At 58.3% G+C, this 17,115-nt stretch carries 16 protein-coding genes; 14 read left to right on the top strand and 2 right to left on the bottom strand.

The features are described 5' to 3' along the window. Positions 1 to 9: 9 nt before the first annotated feature. The 3 genes from araH (at position 10) to otsA (ending at position 3,371) form a co-directional block, all read left to right on the top strand. Positions 10 to 990: an L-arabinose ABC transporter permease AraH gene (gene araH, locus V1599_RS15865; protein ID WP_112010686.1), complete on the top strand. Its 981-nt coding sequence runs from the start codon at positions 10 to 12 to the stop codon at positions 988 to 990. A gap of 178 nt (positions 991 to 1,168) precedes the next feature. Next, the gene (gene otsB, locus V1599_RS15860; RefSeq protein ID WP_395300397.1) at positions 1,169 to 1,972 is read left to right on the top strand and encodes a trehalose-phosphatase; all 804 of its coding nucleotides are present in this window, start codon (positions 1,169 to 1,171) and stop codon (positions 1,970 to 1,972) included. Beyond that, positions 1,947 to 3,371, top strand: coding sequence for an alpha,alpha-trehalose-phosphate synthase (gene otsA / locus V1599_RS15855; protein ID WP_112010688.1), 1,425 nt, complete (start codon positions 1,947 to 1,949; stop codon positions 3,369 to 3,371). The genes otsB and otsA overlap by 26 nt, the downstream gene beginning before the upstream one ends. 15 nt (positions 3,372 to 3,386) lie before the next feature. Here the strand turns inward: otsA and uspC are convergent, their stop codons facing one another. Beyond that, positions 3,387 to 3,815, bottom strand: a complete 429-nt coding sequence (uspC, locus tag V1599_RS15850) for a universal stress protein UspC (protein WP_297120301.1) — start codon at positions 3,813 to 3,815, stop codon at positions 3,387 to 3,389. Positions 3,816 to 4,610: 795 nt separating this feature from the next. On the opposite strand from uspC, the gene flhD reads away from it, so the two are divergent. The 6 genes from flhD (at position 4,611) to cheW (ending at position 10,007) form a co-directional block, all read left to right on the top strand. Next, entirely contained in the window at positions 4,611 to 4,961 is a 351-nt protein-coding gene (gene flhD / locus V1599_RS15845; RefSeq protein WP_181573207.1) for a flagellar transcriptional regulator FlhD, read from the top strand. 2 nt (positions 4,962 to 4,963) lie between these two features. Then, on the top strand, positions 4,964 to 5,542 hold the full coding sequence (gene flhC, locus V1599_RS15840) for a flagellar transcriptional regulator FlhC (protein WP_112010691.1): 579 nt from the start codon (positions 4,964 to 4,966) through the stop codon (positions 5,540 to 5,542). Between the two features lie 123 nt (positions 5,543 to 5,665). Then, a complete protein-coding gene (gene motA / locus V1599_RS15835; protein WP_008500417.1) occupies positions 5,666 to 6,553 on the top strand; it encodes a flagellar motor stator protein MotA in 888 nt (295 codons plus the stop codon). Continuing rightward, on the top strand, positions 6,550 to 7,479 hold the full coding sequence (gene motB / locus V1599_RS15830) for a flagellar motor protein MotB (protein WP_297120309.1): 930 nt from the start codon (positions 6,550 to 6,552) through the stop codon (positions 7,477 to 7,479). The genes motA and motB overlap by 4 nt, the downstream gene beginning before the upstream one ends. Positions 7,480 to 7,483: 4 nt before the next feature. Then, positions 7,484 to 9,484, top strand: a complete 2,001-nt coding sequence (gene cheA, locus V1599_RS15825) for a chemotaxis protein CheA (RefSeq protein WP_112010693.1) — start codon at positions 7,484 to 7,486, stop codon at positions 9,482 to 9,484. A 19-nt stretch (positions 9,485 to 9,503) separates the two neighbouring features. Next, complete coding sequence (gene cheW, locus V1599_RS15820) at positions 9,504 to 10,007, top strand: chemotaxis protein CheW (protein ID WP_112010694.1); 504 nt, start codon at positions 9,504 to 9,506, stop codon at positions 10,005 to 10,007. 137 nt (positions 10,008 to 10,144) lie between these two features. Here the strand turns inward: cheW and V1599_RS15815 are convergent, their stop codons facing one another. Continuing rightward, positions 10,145 to 11,404, bottom strand: a complete 1,260-nt coding sequence (locus V1599_RS15815) for a dicarboxylate/amino acid:cation symporter (RefSeq protein WP_112010695.1) — start codon at positions 11,402 to 11,404, stop codon at positions 10,145 to 10,147. A gap of 432 nt (positions 11,405 to 11,836) precedes the next feature. Between V1599_RS15815 and V1599_RS15810 the strand changes: the two genes are divergently transcribed. Genes V1599_RS15810 through V1599_RS15790 form a run of 5 tightly spaced genes read left to right on the top strand, consistent with a single transcriptional unit; the run spans position 11,837 to position 17,056 of the window. Then, positions 11,837 to 12,409, top strand: a complete 573-nt coding sequence (locus V1599_RS15810; RefSeq protein ID WP_112010696.1) for a spore coat protein U domain-containing protein — start codon at positions 11,837 to 11,839, stop codon at positions 12,407 to 12,409. Positions 12,410 to 12,422: 13 nt separating this feature from the next. Then, complete coding sequence (locus V1599_RS15805) at positions 12,423 to 12,971, top strand: spore coat U domain-containing protein (RefSeq protein WP_112010697.1); 549 nt, start codon at positions 12,423 to 12,425, stop codon at positions 12,969 to 12,971. Between the two features lie 16 nt (positions 12,972 to 12,987). After that, the gene (locus V1599_RS15800) at positions 12,988 to 13,737 is read left to right on the top strand and encodes a molecular chaperone (protein WP_395300396.1); all 750 of its coding nucleotides are present in this window, start codon (positions 12,988 to 12,990) and stop codon (positions 13,735 to 13,737) included. Then, on the top strand, positions 13,713 to 16,097 hold the full coding sequence (locus V1599_RS15795; protein WP_395300395.1) for a fimbria/pilus outer membrane usher protein: 2,385 nt from the start codon (positions 13,713 to 13,715) through the stop codon (positions 16,095 to 16,097). The genes V1599_RS15800 and V1599_RS15795 overlap by 25 nt, the downstream gene beginning before the upstream one ends. Beyond that, positions 16,094 to 17,056, top strand: coding sequence for a spore coat U domain-containing protein (locus V1599_RS15790; RefSeq protein WP_297120325.1), 963 nt, complete (start codon positions 16,094 to 16,096; stop codon positions 17,054 to 17,056). Before V1599_RS15795 ends, V1599_RS15790 begins: the two co-directional genes overlap by 4 nt. Positions 17,057 to 17,115: the final 59 nt, after the last annotated feature.

Raw genomic sequence — 17,115 nt, 5'->3', positions numbered from 1 at the left:
GAGCTAATGATGTCCTCTGTTACTACAACCGGTACGCCGAAGTCGGCCTTCAGCCTTGGGCGCATCTGGGATCACTACGGCATGCTGGTGGTGTTTGCGGTGCTGTTCCTCGCCTGCGCGATTTTCGTACCGAACTTTGCCACCTTCATCAACATGAAGGGCCTGGGGCTGGCTATCTCAATGTCCGGGATGGTGGCGTGCGGCATGCTGTTCTGCCTGGCCTCCGGTGATTTCGACCTCTCCGTGGCCTCGGTGATTGCCTGCGCGGGCGTGACCGCCGCGGTGGTCATCAACATGACCGAAAGCCTGTGGATTGGCGTCTTTGCGGGGCTGATGCTGGGCGTGCTAAGCGGCCTGGTAAACGGCTTCGTCATTGCCCGCCTGAAGATTAACGCCCTGATCACCACGCTTGCGACGATGCAAATCGTGCGCGGGCTGGCCTACATTATCTCTGACGGTAAAGCGGTGGGGATTGAAGACGAGCGCTTCTTCACCCTCGGGTACGCCAACTGGCTGGGCCTGCCCGCGCCGATTTGGCTGACGGTGGCCTGCCTGATCGTGTTTGGCTTCCTGCTTAACCGCACCACGTTCGGCCGCAACACCCTGGCCATCGGCGGCAACGAGGAGGCGGCGCGCCTGGCGGGCGTTCCCGTCGTGCGCACCAAGATCATCATCTTTGTGCTTTCCGGGCTGGTCTCCGCCGCGGCGGGGATTATTCTGGCCTCGCGCATGACCAGCGGCCAGCCGATGACCTCCATCGGATACGAGCTGATCGTCATTTCAGCCTGCGTGCTGGGTGGGGTTTCTCTGAAAGGCGGCATCGGAAAAATCTCATATGTGGTGGCCGGTATCCTGATTCTGGGGACCGTGGAGAACGCCATGAACCTGCTGAATATTTCGCCGTTCTCGCAGTACGTCGTGCGTGGCCTGATCCTGCTGGCGGCGGTGATATTCGACCGTTACAAGCAAAAAGCGAAGCGTACCGTCTGAGCATTTCCCCGTTCGATTTATGCTCAACTATTAATCCTGGCTGAGCCTCCTGCCGCCCCGCCAGTTTCCCCGGCGGGGCGGTTGCCAAATGGCGAGCGCCGTCACACTTTCTATACTTACATGGCTATGAAGGGGGTAAAGATTTTTACCCGTCCCTAAACCAGTAAGGAGGAAAAGGGTGGCTGACCTGTTAACCGCACCGCCTGTACCAACCGGAAACTATGCCTATTTTTTTGACCTCGACGGCACGCTCGCCGGGATTAAACCCCATCCGGATGACGTCGTGATACCGGATGCTGTTCTGGAGAATTTGCATCAGCTCTCGCTGATGAACGCGGGAGCACTGGCATTGATTTCAGGGCGCTCAATGGCCGAGCTGGACGTGCTCGCCAGTCCATACCACTTTCCGCTGGCCGGTGTGCACGGAGCGGAGCGCCGCGATATCCATGATCAACTGCATATTGTTTCACTCCCCGACGCCTTGATTTCGGCGCTGCACGCGCATCTTTCATCGGCACTCGACGCGCTTCCCGGCACCGAGCTGGAGGCCAAAGGCATGGCGTTTGCGTTGCACTATCGCCAGGCGCCTCACCACGAGGCGGCGATCGTTGCCCTCGCCAGAAGCCTGGCCGATGCGCACCCGGAGCTGGCGCTCCAGCCGGGTAAATGCGTGGTAGAGATCAAGCCGGAAGGGATCAACAAAGGCGCCGCCATCGGCGCATTTATGGCTGAAGAGCCGTTTAAGGGCAGAACGCCGGTCTTCTTTGGTGACGATCTCACCGATGAGGCCGGCTTTAGGGTCGTCAACCAGGCCGGAGGGATCGCCGTCAAGATTGGGCCTGGAGACACGGCTGCCAAATGGCGTCTGGGCAGCGTTGCCGGCGTCTGGCAGTGGATAGATAACGTCGCTAACCAGCAACAACAACAAATAGCGCAACACAACGGGAGAAATCATTATGGGTCGCTTAGTCGTCGTCTCTAACCGCATCGCACCGCCGGACGATAAAAAAGCCAGCGCGGGTGGCCTGGCGGTTGGGGTATTAGGTGCCTTAAAAGCCGCAGGGGGCCTGTGGTTTGGCTGGAACGGTGAAATCAGTGAAGATGATAAACCCCTCGATCGGGTAACGCAGGACAATATCACCTGGGCTTCCTTTGCCCTGAACGAGAAGGATCACAAGGATTATTACAGCGACTTCTCGAACGCCGTCCTGTGGCCTGCATTCCATTACCGTCTGGATCTGGTTAAGTTTCAGCGCGAATCGTTTGAAGGGTATATGCGCGTGAATGCGCTGCTGGCGGATAAACTGCTGCCGCTGCTCAAGGAAGACGATATTTTATGGATCCACGATTATCACCTGCTGCCGTTTGCCAAAGAGCTCAGAAAGCGCGGCGTGAATAACCGCATCGGGTTCTTCCTGCATATTCCGTTCCCAACGCCGGAGATCTTCACCGCGCTGCCGCCGCACGAGGAGCTACTTGAGGCGATGGCGGATTACGATCTGCTGGGCTTCCAGACGGAAAACGACCGCCTGGCGTTCCTCGACAGCATTTCGGGCAAGACGCGCCTGGTGACGAACGGCGGTAAAACGCATACCGCATGGGGCAAATCGTTCCACACCGAGGTCTACCCGATCGGCATCGAGCCGGACGAGATCGCCGAGCAGGCCTCGGGCCCGCTTCCGCCGAAGCTGGCGCAGCTCAAGAACGAGCTTAAGCACGTGCAGAATATCTTCTCGGTCGAGCGGCTGGACTATTCCAAAGGCCTGCCGGAGCGTTTTCTGGCTTATGAAACGCTGCTGGATAAATACCCTCAGCACCACGGTAAAATCCGCTATACGCAAATCGCGCCAACCTCCCGCGGGGAAGTCCAGGCGTATCAGGACATCCGCCATCAGCTGGAAACGGAAGCCGGGCGCATCAACGGCCGCTACGGCCAGCTCGGCTGGACGCCGCTGTTCTATCTGAACCAGCACTTCGAACGTAAGATCCTGATGAAGGTATATCGCTATGCGGACGTGGGGCTGGTAACGCCCCTGCGCGATGGGATGAATCTGGTGGCAAAAGAGTATGTTGCAGCACAAGATCCTGCCGACCCCGGCGTGCTGGTGCTGTCACAGTTTGCCGGTGCGGCAAATGAACTGACGTCGGCGCTGATCGTAAACCCTTACGACAGCGATGACGTGGCTAACGCGCTCAACCGTGCGCTAACCATGCCGCTGACGGAACGCATCTCGCGCCACGCGGAAATGATGGACACCCTGCGTAAGAACGACATCAACCACTGGCAGGCGCGGTTTATACGCGATCTGCGGGACATTTCTCCGCAAAGCAGCGAGCATCAGCTGCAAAAAAAGATCGCGACCTTCCCTAAACTGGCGTGATTTGCCACGGGGGCATTATTTGCCCCCGAGCGGAACCAGCAGTACGTCGACTTTGCTTGACGCAACGATGGATTTTGCCGAACAGGCCGCGCGCGAAAAGAAGCTCTGGTTATGATTCCCGCAAATAACCAGATCAATATTCTGTTTGTGACACATATCGAGAATATGCTCGCTTAATTCCCCGGTCGCGATCACCGTCTGGTGAATAGGATAATTTGCGCGTTCGACGAGTTCGCGCAAAAACTGCTGGGTTTCCTCCTGCAAAACGCCACGAATATCTTCCAGCATCGGCGCAGCCAGCTGATTATACATTTCCGGTTCGGCGGCCAGTGTGATCAGGCTGATGCGGGCGTTGGTTGGACCGGCGATAGAAACCGCTCGGGCAACGAGCTGGTGGCTTTCGGGGGAAAGGGCAACTGAAACAAGAACATGGGCGTAGCTCATCGCGCGCTCCTGAGATGTCGTCGTGACAACGTTTTTTCAGCTTTACCGCGAATTATCGGCTTCTGCAAGAGGGCAATGCGACATTAGTGTGAAGCTTATCATAATTATTCATTAATTATTCTTATAAGAGGAATAATGCAAAAGTTTGTCTGAATCACAAACATTAACAACTTAACGCAAATCTCACGAATCTTGGTCACAATCACTAATTGATTTTAACGCGTTATTAACGCAAATGGAATGATCACGATGCGGGAGTATGTTGCAGGGTTAATATGATAACTCTCTGTTTTTTAACACGGTTAAAACCTGCCTTTTCAGCCGTTTCGTCTTTAAAGCCCCTCTGCCAATCTGTGAACCCAGCCGGCAATTCCCGTGCCGCTTTTCTTCATGCCTATGCATGAGTATTCGGCCTGTCAGAATATATACTGCGCCAGATTGTATGCAAAATAACCAAACAACAAGTCGCGCTGATGGATTAATTGGATATATTCTCCATAATTATGTGACGGAGATCACATTTTTTTTAAAATTCAGGGAGGGCTGCATTGTATGTGTCAAAACTGACGAGTAGAGTTTGCGGCGAATTAGGAAAAATCTTAGTTATTTGTAAGAAATGATAAAGCGTGTAAGCGTCACACCTGCGTGTCGACCGTTGCGCGTTTTGCTGCATACAAATCTTAATTCAACTATGCATTTGGCCTTTTCTTTTTTATACCGGGTGATTTCCCGGCGACATCACGGGGTGCGGTCTTTCCGCATAAAAATAATAGTTGGTTATTCGGGATGGGAAAAATGCATACATCCGAGTTGCTAAAACATATTTATGACATCAACTTGTCATATTTACTGCTCGCGCAGCGTTTGATAAGTCAGGACAAGGCGTCCGCGATGTTTCGTCTCGGCATTAACGAAGAAATGGCAACCATGCTTGGCGGATTAACACTCCCACAAATGGTAAAACTGGCTGAAACCAATCAACTCGTTTGCCAGTTCCGCTTTGATAATGCCCAGACCATCACGCGTTTGACCCAGGAATCCCGCGTTGACGATCTTCAACAGATCCATACCGGTATTCTGCTCTCGACTCGCCTGCTTAGTGAGATAAGCCAGCCAGATGACGCAGCCCGGAAAAAAAGGGCTTAATCATGAGCGAAAAAAGCATTGTTCAGGAAGCAAGAGACATCCAGCTGGCGATGGAGCTCATCACCCTGGGTGCGCGTTTGCAAATGCTGGAAAGTGAGACGCAGCTGAGCCGTGGCCGTCTCATCAAGCTGTATAAAGAACTGCGGGGCAGCCCTCCGCCAAAAGGCATGCTGCCGTTTTCAACCGACTGGTTCATGACGTGGGAGCAGAATATTCATGCATCGATGTTCTGTAACGCCTGGCAGTATCTGCTGAAAACGGGATTGTGCAGCGGCGTTGATGCCGTGATCAAAGCCTACAAACTTTACCTTGAGCAATGCCCACAGCAGGAAGAAGGCCCTCTGCTGGCGCTAACCCGCGCATGGACGCTGGTGCGTTTTGTTGAAAGTGGGATGCTTGAATTGTCGCGCTGCAACAGCTGTGACGGCAATTTTATTACCCATGCTCATCAGCCTGCTGGCAGCTTCGCCTGTAGTTTATGCCAGCCTCCATCCCGTGCAGTAAAAAGACGTAAACTTTCCCGGGATGCTGCCGATATTATTCCACAACTGCTGGATGAACAGATCGAACAAGCTGTTTAACCCGAACGCGTGGGCAAGATTCCAGCAGCGGTAAGCGATTACCGCTGCTTTTTTTTACCCTGCAAACCGGGAAACGCGTCGGCCTGAACGTCCTGCCTTAGTCACTAGCGGAAGGATGATGTCGTGCTTATCTTATTAGGTTACCTGGTAGTTCTCGGTACAGTTTTCGGCGGTTACATGATGACCGGCGGGCACCTTGGAGCACTCTATCAACCGGCTGAACTTATTATCATCGGCGGCGCAGGGGTAGGGGCATTTATCGTTGGCAATAACGGTAAATCGATCAAGGGCACGCTGAAAGCAATTCCGTTGCTGTTCCGCCGTTCGAAATACACCAAAAGCATGTATATGGATCTGCTGGCGCTGCTCTATCGCCTGATGGCGAAGTCGCGTCAGCAGGGAATGTTCTCGCTGGAGCGAGACATTGAGAACCCCAAAGAGAGCGAAATTTTCGCCAGCTATCCGCGCATTCTTGCGGATGCCATGATGCTCGACTTTATCGTTGACTACCTGCGCCTCATCATCAGCGGCAATATGAACACCTTCGAAATCGAAGCGCTGATGGATGAAGAGATTGAAACTCACGAAAGCGAATCCGAAGTGCCGGCCAACAGCCTTGCGCTGGTGGGTGACTCGCTCCCGGCGTTCGGCATCGTGGCGGCGGTGATGGGGGTCGTTCACGCCCTGGCCTCGGCGGATCGCCCGGCGGCAGAGCTGGGCGCGCTGATTGCCCACGCGATGGTGGGGACGTTCCTCGGCATTTTGCTGGCCTACGGTTTTATCTCTCCGCTGGCCAGCGTTCTGCGCCAGAAAAGCGCGGAAACCACCAAGATGATGCAGTGCGTGAAGATCACGCTGCTCTCAAACCTGAACGGCTATGCACCGCCGATTGCCGTTGAGTTTGGTCGTAAAACCCTCTATTCCAGCGAGCGTCCTTCGTTTATCGAACTGGAGGAACACGTGCGCGCGGTGAAAAACCCAAACCAACAGACGACCACTGAGGACGCATGAAAAACCAGTCCCATCCGATCGTCATCGTAAAAAAGCGCAAGCATAAGGGGCACGGCCACGGCGCGCACGGCTCCTGGAAAATTGCCTACGCCGACTTTATGACCGCCATGATGGCCTTCTTCCTGGTGATGTGGCTGATTTCCATCTCCAGCCCGAAGGAGCTTATCCAGATCGCGGAATATTTCAGAACGCCGCTGGCGACGGCGGTGACCGGCGGGCAGCGCATCTCCAACAGCGACAGCCCGATCCCCGGCGGCGGCGATGACTACACTCAGCAGAAGGGTGAGGTGAAAAAAGAGCCCAACATCGACGAGCTGAAAAAGCGGATGGAGCAGGCGCGCCTGAAGAAGCTGCGCGGCGATCTGGACCAGCTGATTGAGGCCGATCCGAAGCTGCGCGCGCTGCGCCCGCACCTGAAGATTGACCTCGTGCAGGAAGGGCTGCGTATCCAGATTATCGATAGCCAGAACCGCCCGATGTTTAAAACCGGCAGCGCGGAGGTTGAGCCGTACATGCGCGACATATTGCGCGGCATTGCGCCGGTGCTGAACGGCATTCCAAACCGCATCAGCCTGTCCGGCCACACGGATGATTTCCCGTATGCCAACGGAGAGAAAGGCTACAGCAACTGGGAGCTTTCTGCCGATCGCGCCAACGCCTCGCGTCGCGAGCTGGTGGCGGGTGGGCTTGATGATGGCAAGGTTCTGCGCGTGGTCGGCATGGCGGCGACTATGCGTGTCTCCGACCGCGGGCCGGATGATGCCATCAACCGTCGTATCAGTCTATTAGTGCTGAACCAGCAGGCGGAGCAGGCCATCCTGCACGAAAACGCCGAAAGTCAGAATGAGTCACTGGACGATTTAAAACAGCCTGGGGCCGTGCCTTCGGCTGCCGTTCCAACATCGCCACCAGCCAATCCGAGGTGATAGCGTGAGCATGGATATTAGCGATTTTTATCAGACATTCTTTGATGAAGCCGACGAACTGTTGGCCGATATGGAGCAACACCTGCTGGACCTGGTGCCCGAAGCGCCGGATTCCGAGCAGCTCAATGCCATTTTCCGCGCGGCGCATTCGATTAAGGGCGGCGCGGGGACGTTTGGATTTACCGTCCTGCAGGAAACCACGCACCTGATGGAAAACCTGCTTGATGAAGCACGACGCGGTGAGATGCAGCTCAATACCGACATTATTAACCTGTTTTTGGAAACCAAAGATATTATGCAGGAACAGCTCGACGCCTATAAAAGCTCGGCAGAGCCTGATGCCGCCAGCTTTGAATACATCTGCAACGCGTTGCGCCAGCTTGCGCTGGAAGCCAAGGGTGAAGTGGCCGTCCCGGCGGCCACTCTGAGCGTTGTGGGCGAGGTTGACGTTCAGGACGCGGCGCCTGCCCCCGCGCAGGCGGGCAAGCTGCGCGTGGTGCTGTCTCGTCTGAAAGAGAGCGAGGTCAGCCTGCTTGAAGAGGAGCTGGGTAACCTTGCGACGCTGAGCAACGTGGTCAAGGGCAAAGACAGCCTGGCCGCCACGCTGGACGACGGGATTAGCGAAGACGACATCGTGGCCGTGCTGTGCTTCGTGATCGAAGCAGATCAGATCGCGTTTGAAACCGAAACGGTATGTGAAGCGGTGCCGGTCGCGGTGGAAGAGCCTGCTGCTGCGCCGGCCGCGCCGGTGCTCAAGGCCGTGCCGAAAGAGACGCCCGCGCCCGTTCGGGCCGAAAAGCCCGCGGCGCGCGCCAGCGAGTCCACCAGCATCCGCGTGGCGGTTGAGAAGGTTGACCAGCTGATTAACCTGGTCGGCGAGCTGGTGATCACCCAGTCGATGCTGGCCCAGCGCTCCAACGAGCTGGACCCGGTGACCCACGGCGATCTCATTACCAGCATGGGCCAGTTACAGCGTAACGCCCGCGACCTGCAGGAATCGGTGATGTCGATCCGCATGATGCCGATGGAGTACGTCTTTAGCCGCTTCCCGCGCCTGGTGCGCGATCTGGCCGGAAAGCTTAACAAGCAGATTGAGCTAACGCTGATGGGCAGCTCCACCGAGCTGGATAAGAGCCTGATCGAGCGCATTATCGATCCGCTAACGCACCTCGTGCGCAACAGCCTCGACCACGGTATTGAACTGCCGGAAAACCGCGTGGCGGCCGGGAAATCCCCGGTCGGCAACCTGATTTTGTCTGCGGAACATCAGGGCGGAAATATCTGCATTGAAGTGACCGACGACGGCGCGGGCCTCAACCGCGAGCGCATCCTGGCGAAGGCGATGTCGCAGGGCATGGCGGTCAACGAAAACATGACCGACGAAGAGGTCGGCATGCTGATCTTCGCGCCGGGCTTCTCCACCGCCGAGCAGGTGACCGACGTGTCCGGGCGCGGCGTGGGCATGGACGTGGTGAAACGTAACATCCAGGAGATGGGCGGCCACGTTGAGATCAAATCAAAGCAGGGCGCCGGCACCACCATTCGCATTCTGCTCCCGCTGACGCTGGCGATCCTCGACGGCATGTCCGTTAAGGTCGCTGACGAGGTCTTCATTCTGCCGCTGAACGCGGTGATGGAATCGCTGCAGCCGCGCGAGGAAGACCTGCATCCGCTGGCGGGCGGCGAGCGCGTGCTCGAAGTGCGGGGCGAATACCTGCCGCTGGTCGAGCTGTGGAAAGTCTTTGAAGTGGACGGGGCAAAAACCGAAGCGACCCAGGGCATCGTGGTGATCCTGCAAAGCGCGGGCCGCCGTTACGCGCTGCTGGTTGACCAGCTGATTGGCCAGCACCAGGTGGTGGTCAAGAACCTTGAAAGCAACTACCGCAAGGTGCCGGGCATTTCTGCGGCGACCATTCTCGGTGACGGTAGCGTCGCGCTGATCGTGGACGTCTCGGCGCTGCAGGGATTAAATCGTGAACAACGTGTGGCGTGCACCGCCGCCTGATTAAGTAAAAGGTAATAACATGACCGGTATGAGTAACGTAACGAAGCTGGCGGGCGAGCCATCAGGACAAGAGTTCCTGGTCTTTACTTTGGGTGACGAAGAGTACGGAATCGACATCCTGAAGGTGCAGGAAATTCGCGGTTACGATCAGGTAACGCGCATTGCGAACACCCCGGCCTTTATCAAGGGCGTCACCAACCTGCGCGGCGTGATCGTGCCTATCGTTGACCTGCGCGTGAAGTTCAGCCAGGGCGACGTCGACTATAACGACAATACCGTGGTGATTGTGCTCAACCTGGGCCAGCGCGTGGTGGGGATTGTGGTTGACGGCGTTTCGGACGTGCTGTCCCTGACCGCCGATCAAATCCGTCCCGCGCCGGAGTTCGCGGTCACTCTGTCGACCGAGTACCTGACGGGGCTTGGCGCGCTGGGCGAACGCATGCTGATTCTGGTGAACATTGAGAAGCTGCTGAACAGCGACGAGATGGCGCTGCTGGATATCGCGGCGAGCCACGTCGCGTAAGTAAATGCAAAACGGCAACCGGGTTGCCGTTTTTAATGTTTGCGCCCGCTCCCTGTGGGCTGAGGGCTCCCCATTCTCCCTCTCCCTGTGGGAGAGGGCCGGGGTGAGGGCATCAGGCCGCACCCCGCTTAAAGCGTCTACGCCTCCTGCTCCACCAGCTCCGCGCCTTCCTCCAGCAGCCCCTCATTCTGCGCCAGCATCGCCGTCGCAATCCCATTTCCCAGCACGTTAATCGCCGAGCGGCCCATGTCGAGGAAATGATCGATACCCATCAGCAGCAAAATGCCCGCCACCGGAATATTAAAGCTCGGAATGGTGGCCGCCAGCACCACCAGCGCCGAACGCGGCACGCCCGCGATCCCCTTAGACGCCAGCATCAGGGTCAGCATCAGTACCGCCACCTCGGTAAAGCTCAGGTGAATGTTGTACGCCTGGGCGATGAACATTGAGGCAAACGAGCAGTACACCATCGAACCGACCAGGTTAAAGGAGTAGCCGATCGGCAGTACGAACGACACGATGTTGCGCGAGCAGCCGAAGCGCACGAGCTGCTCCAGCGTTTTCGGGTAGGCCGCTTCTGAACTGCTGGTGGTAAACGCGACCAGCACCGGATCTTTCAGCATGCTGACCAGGCGGAAAATCTCGCGCTTCAGCACCATGTAGCCGACCGCCAGCAGCACCAGGCAGGTGAGGATAATGGCCGCATAATATCCGCCAATAAACGAGGCGTAGTTAAGCAGAATGCCCAGCCCCTGCGTGGCGATAACCGACGAAATGGCGGCGAATATCGCCAGCGGCGCAACGTACATCACGTAGCCGGTCACCTTCAGCATAATGTGCGACACCACGTCGAGCGCAGCAACGAGCGGCGCGTTGAACTTTTCGCCCAGCGATGCGCCGCCAATGCCGAAGAACATCGAGAACACCACGATTTGCAGGATCTCGTTATCGGCCATTGCCCCCACGATGCTGGTGGGGATGGTATGGGATAAAAAGCCCTTCAGAGTCATGCCGCCCACGGCAAGCCCGGTCTCTACGGACTCCGTTGGAATGGTCAGGTTCAGGCCGCTGCCCGGCTGTTCAAGGGTGACGATAAAAAGCCCGACCAGGATCGACAGTACCGATGAGCTGATAAACCACACCATCGCCTTGCCGCCGACGCGGCCAATGGTCGAGGTTTCGCCAAGCTTCATAATCCCTACCGTCAGCGTGCTAAACACCAGCGGGGCGATCACCATCTTGATCAGCCGAAGGAAGATATCCGTCAGGAGGGTAATATTTTCCGACCAGCCTTTAATCGCTTCCTGCGAGGCATATTCGTGAATCGCCGCCCCGGAAAGAATGCCCGCCAGCATAAATATCACGATGAAGAGAGTGAGTTTGTTTGCACTTGCCACGAAAAAAAGATCCTCTGATGCGCGTAAGATTTCATCTGCGCTAATACATGCACATTTATTATTTAAACGCAGTGATTTATTCATCATATAAATTGAAGTAAAGCGGGGTGGGTTACAACTTGTTTTTAATTTTTATTAGTTTTGTTGCTTACCGGGTGAGGATATATTGTGATGCTTATCACGTTTCATGAGATATATCGTCTGCGCCTGCAAGGTAAACATGCCGGTTTAAGAGGTTAATTATTTGATTTAAATCAAATTCTGGCGTCAATACGGTGAAAGTTGTAGGGCAAGCGTGGGAAGTGGTTGAAGTCATCTCCATAAACTAAATTCTCCATAACCCCCTCGAAGGAGAGTTAAGCGGGGCTAACATATTGAGCAGTATAAATAAAATGTGGAAAGCGAACGGAAACTTCTTCTGGAGGGTGGTAAATGAAACGACAACGTCTTTTGATTTGCGCTGGCGCTCTGCTGTCCGGCGGCCTGGCGATGCAGGCGCAGGCGGTCACCAGCAGCGGCTCTATCGGCGTCACGCTGACGCTGACGAACGGCTGCCTGATTAACGGCTCGCCGTCGCAAAACGGCATCAACTTCGGGACCCTGGACTTTGGCACTCACCCCGCAACCTTCTCCACGCTGACGACCCAGCTCACCGGCGCCAGCGGCGGTAACACCTTTACGATCCAGTGTACCACCGCCAGCTACACGGTCGCGGTTACCGGCAACACCAACACCACCGCGCCCGGCACCGTCGCGGGAACGCCGGGGACGCCGGCACGCTATCTGATCAATACGACCAGCACCACCCGCGGCGTGGCGTATAGCCTCTATAGCGACAGCGGTTTTAACAACGTTGTTGCCAATAACGCGGCGCTGCCGATCGCCTCTACGGCCAACGGCGTCGATAGCTATACCCTTTACGGGCGTATAACGGGCGGCGGCAACAGCGTGAGCGTATTACCGGGGACCTACACCGACACCATCAACGTTAGCGTGAACTACTAGTCCCGCGCCTGCCATGAAGGCACTTTTTGCAGGTCTGCGCCGCGGCGCGGAGGGACGCGTACACCCTTTTTTTCTCCTGGCGGCGGCAATCGTGATGATGCCTCCGGCCGGAGCGGTGACGTCGCAGTCGTTTAAGGTCAGCGCGACGATCGTTCCGGGCTGCTCGGTCACGGCCGGAACCGGGGGGATTTTAGGCACGCTTAACTTTGGCACGCATACGGGCGTGGAAAGCGCGCCGGTCAGCACCAGCTTTGTGCCCAACGGCGCGCTGTCGATTGCCTGCACGCCGGGCGTGGCACTCAGCATGAGCATTGACGGCGGGAAGTATTACTCCTCCGTGCGGCGCATGCAGATAGCGGGCGGAACCAGCGTGGTGGGGTATCGGCTTTACAGCAATAGCTCGCTGGCGGCGAACAGCGAAATCGGGGTTAACCAGCCGGTGGCCGTGACCTATACCAACAGCAACAATATTGCGCTGCCTCTGTTTGGCGTCGCGCTCCTGACGGGGTTTAGCCCCGCAGGCACGTATTCAGATCAGCTCACCGTGACCTTGTCATGGTGATTAAGGGAGAACGTTCATGAAGCCATCCTTCACATCCGTCTGCCTGATAGGCGCGCTAGGGGCAACGAGCTATGCGCACGCCGCCGCGACGATCCTCCTGTGGCCCATCGATCCCTGGCTCGCGCCGGACACCCGGGCCACGGAGCTGTGGATCCAGAACCAGGGCAACGCCGCCACGACGATGCAGGTGCGCATCGTGCGCTGGCGCCAGGAAAATGGCTTCGAGCGCTACGCCGCCCAGCAGGAGGTGGTGGCCAGCCCGCCGATCGTCACCATCGATAAAGGGGCCAAGCAGCTTATCCGGCTGATCAAGCAGGGCAACGTTGCGCCCGGCGTTGAACAGGCCTACCGCATTATCGTGGATGAGATCCCCCAGCCCGCGTCCACGGCCGAGCCCGCTATCGGCCTCAAGCTCCAGATGCGCTACTCCATTCCGCTGTTCGCGTACGGGCAGGGGATCGAAACCCTAAAAGAGGGGGCGCACCACGCGCTGGTGGACACCCGAAATCTGAGCTGGCGGGTGGCGCAGGAGGACGGTCATCCGGTGCTGGAGGTCCGCAACCAGGGGGATGTCCACGTTAAGCTGAGCCAGGTGTCGCTCACGCAGAACGGGCAGACGCGCACGGTGGCCGAGGGGCTGCTCGGCTATGTCCTGCCGGACAGCACCCGCCGCTGGCCGATACCCGCCGGGATCCGCCAGCCCAGCCAGCTAAGTGCGCAAATTAATGCCAGGGATACGCTATGGCAGTCGCCCCCCGTCAACTGAAGCCGGCGATGATGATCCTGCTCTGCGTCAGTACGAGTGCCTGGGCCGAAAGCGGCGACGACAGCTTACCGCCGCCGCCGGGCGCGCAGGCGATGAACGGCGAGGCCGTTTTCCAGCTCGCCATCGTGCTGAACCACTACGATACGGGGCTGGTGGTGCCCGTTACGCAGCGCGACGGCGCATTCTTTATCTCCAGCGCCGACCTGCTGCGCGCCGGGCTGCCGCCGGAGCATATTCCTGCCGGAGAGGTCAATCTTTCCACGCTATCGCCCGTGCGGGTGGAGTATGACAGCACCGCGCAGCGCCTGCTGTTGACCGTCCCCCGCGACTGGGTGGCCTCCCGCGTGACCTCCTTTAACGGACAAACCGCCCAAAGCAAGCCCCACTTCGGCACCGGGGCGCTGCTAAATTACGATTTCTATACCAACCATACCGAGCACGTCGGCGGACAGGCGTCCCTGTGGCATGAGTTTCGCTACTTCAACGAAAGCGGCTCGCTCTCCTCAACCGGCTACGTGCGTCAAAACTTTACCGGCAGCCAGGGGCAGCAGGAGGGGTACGTACGTTACGACACCACGCTGCTGATCACCAACGAAGACGATGCCGTGACCTGGAGCGCGGGGGACGTGATCAGCGATGCGCTAAGCTGGAGCTCCAGCGTGCGCATGGGCGGCATCAGCTACGGGCGCGATTTCTCCCTGCGACCGGATCTGGTGACCTGGCCGCTGCCGGAGTTTTCCGGTGACGCGGCGGTGCCGACGTCGGTCGATCTGTTTATCAACGGCTACCGCTCCGGCTCAACGCAGCTTCAGCCGGGGCCGTTTACGCTGACCAACCTGCCTTACATCAACGGCGCGGGCGACGCCGTCCTGGTCACCACCGACGCGCTGGGCCGTCAGGTCAGCACCACGCTGCCGTTTTACGTCACCAGCGATCTGCTGAAGGCGGGGCTGAGCGACGGGGCCGTTACCCTTGGGAGCCTGCGGCGAAACTACGGCATAGACAATTTCGACTACGGCCCGGCGGCGGCGAGCGGGTCGTATCGCTACGGGCTGACGGACTGGCTAACGCTGGAAGGGCACAGCGAAGCGGCGGAGGAGCTGGCGCTCGGCGGCGCGGGCGGCGTCGTTAAGCTTGGCCACTTTGGCGTCGTCAATTCATCCTACACCCGCAGCCGGATGCGCGGAGACGACGGCGGCCAGGTCAACTGGGGCTATCAGTACAGCACCAGCGCCTTTAGCCTCGCCACCCAGCACAGCCGGCGCGACCGCGGGTTTGGCAACCTCGCGCTGTACGATCAGCCAACGATCTATGATGAAAACAACGACCCGATCGCCAGCCTGAGCCGCAACACCGATCAGTATTCACTGACCTTTAACCTCGGACAGTACGGAAACATCGGCGCGGCCTGGATCGGCGTCGAAAGCTTCGACAATCAGAAAACCGAGCTGCTTAACCTCTCCTGGAGCCGCAGCCTGTGGGGGGCCAGCAATATTTACGTGGCCGGCAGCCGCGACCAGCAGCGCGGCGACTGGACCGTCGCGCTCTCTATTCAGGTGCCGTTTGGCGAGCGCGACAGCGCCGCCGTGACCGTTGAGAATACCCCCAGCGCGGGCAACACCCAGCGTATCAACTATAACCACGCCATGCCGTCCGACGGCGGCTTTAGCTGGAACATGGCGTGGGCCAACCAGTCGCGCGCCAGCAACTACCAGCAGGGGACGCTGGGCTGGCGCAACAACAACGTTGAGCTACAGGGCGGCGGCTACGGCGAGCAGGGCATGATGACCTGGTGGGGCGAGGCGATGGGCTCCCTGGTTCTCATGGACGGCGAAATGTTTGCCGCCAACAAAATCAACGATGCCTTCGTGGTGATCAGCACCGACGGCCATCCGGACGTGCCGGTGAGCTATGAAAACCAGCCGGTGGGTAAAACTAACCGCAACGGCTACCTGCTGGTCAGCGGCGTATCGGCCTATTATCCGGCAAGCTACAGCATTGATACGCTGGATCTTCCCGCGGACACGCGGCTGAAAGAGACCGAGCGGCGCGTGGCTATCCGCCGCCACAGCGGTTACCTGGTGGACTTCCCGATGGAGCAGGAGCGGGTGGCCAGCGTGATCCTGCATGACGCGAACGGCGAAGCGATCCCCGTTGGCAGCCAGGTGCGTCGCGCCTCGCGCCCCAGCGCGGTGGTAGGCTACGACGGCATCGCCTGGCTGGAAAACCTTAGCGACGTCAACGCGCTGGAGATCGCCACGCCGAAGGGAAAACGGTGCAAGGCGACGCTGACGGTGGGGGCCAACCCCGAGCACAAGCTGCAAACCTACGGGCCGCTGACCTGCCGGGAGGCCCCGTGAGGCGCCTGCTGCTGCTGGTGCTGCTGCTGGCCTCCGGCGGAAGCTGGGCCGCCTGCACCGTCAGCACGGTCAACGCGTCGTTTGGCAGCGTGACCTCCTTTGCGCTGAGCGGTACCGGCGAGGTGGAAACCACCGGCACCCTGGTGGTGGCCTGCGATACGGTGCTCAACCTGCTGACCAACGATTCCATCACGCTCACCTACACGGCGGCGTCGGTGTCGGCCAACGGCCGCGCCACGATGAAGCGCACCGATAACGCCACCGTTCCTGACGTCATTCCCACCCGGCTGTGCGGCCTCTCCGGCTGCGCGAGCAGCAGCGAGGTGCAAATCAGCAAGACCTATACCTGGGGCGGCAGCACGCTGCTGGGGCTGCTCGGCTCAAAGCAGTACAACATCCCGCTCTACTTCAGGACCGTCGCCGGGCAAAACGTCACCGCCGGGCCGTATCAGGTGCTACTTACCTTCAACATCAACTATAACGTCTGCGCGGTGGGCGCGGCGGGGCTGTGCCTGACGCCGCAAACCGGCACGGCGACCACCACCATCCTGCTCAATCTGACCGTAACCAACGACTGTAGCGCGATGACCACGCCGGACATCAACTTCAACAGCGCGCCGCTGGTGCAAAACTTTCCTACCGTCTCGCAGGCGATTGCCGTGACCTGCACCAAGGGCAGCACCTACACCATCGGCATCAACAACGGCGCGAACGCGCTGAACAACGTGCGGCGCATGGTGAGCGGCAGCAATGCGATGAGCTACGACATCTATAAAGAAGCCACGACCAACCGCTGGGGCGGCAGCGGGGCGGAGCGCTGGACCAGCGCCACCTCGTCGCAGGTCAGCACCGACGGGCTGCTGCGCACCTACAACTATACCGCCAAAGTGCTGACCGGCCAGACAACCCCTCCTGCCGGAACCTACAGCGACACGCTGATCGTTGACGTCGCCTTCTGACCCCGCGCTTTTCCCTTTCGCAAATGTAAAGTTCCTGTGGCCTGTGCCGATAATACCGT

Source organism: Enterobacter sp. ECC-175 (assembly GCF_043968675.1).
In the GTDB taxonomy this organism is placed as follows: domain Bacteria; phylum Pseudomonadota; class Gammaproteobacteria; order Enterobacterales; family Enterobacteriaceae; genus Enterobacter.
The sequence above is the reverse complement of the archived record's forward strand: the minus strand, read 5'-3'. Positions and strand labels throughout refer to the sequence as shown.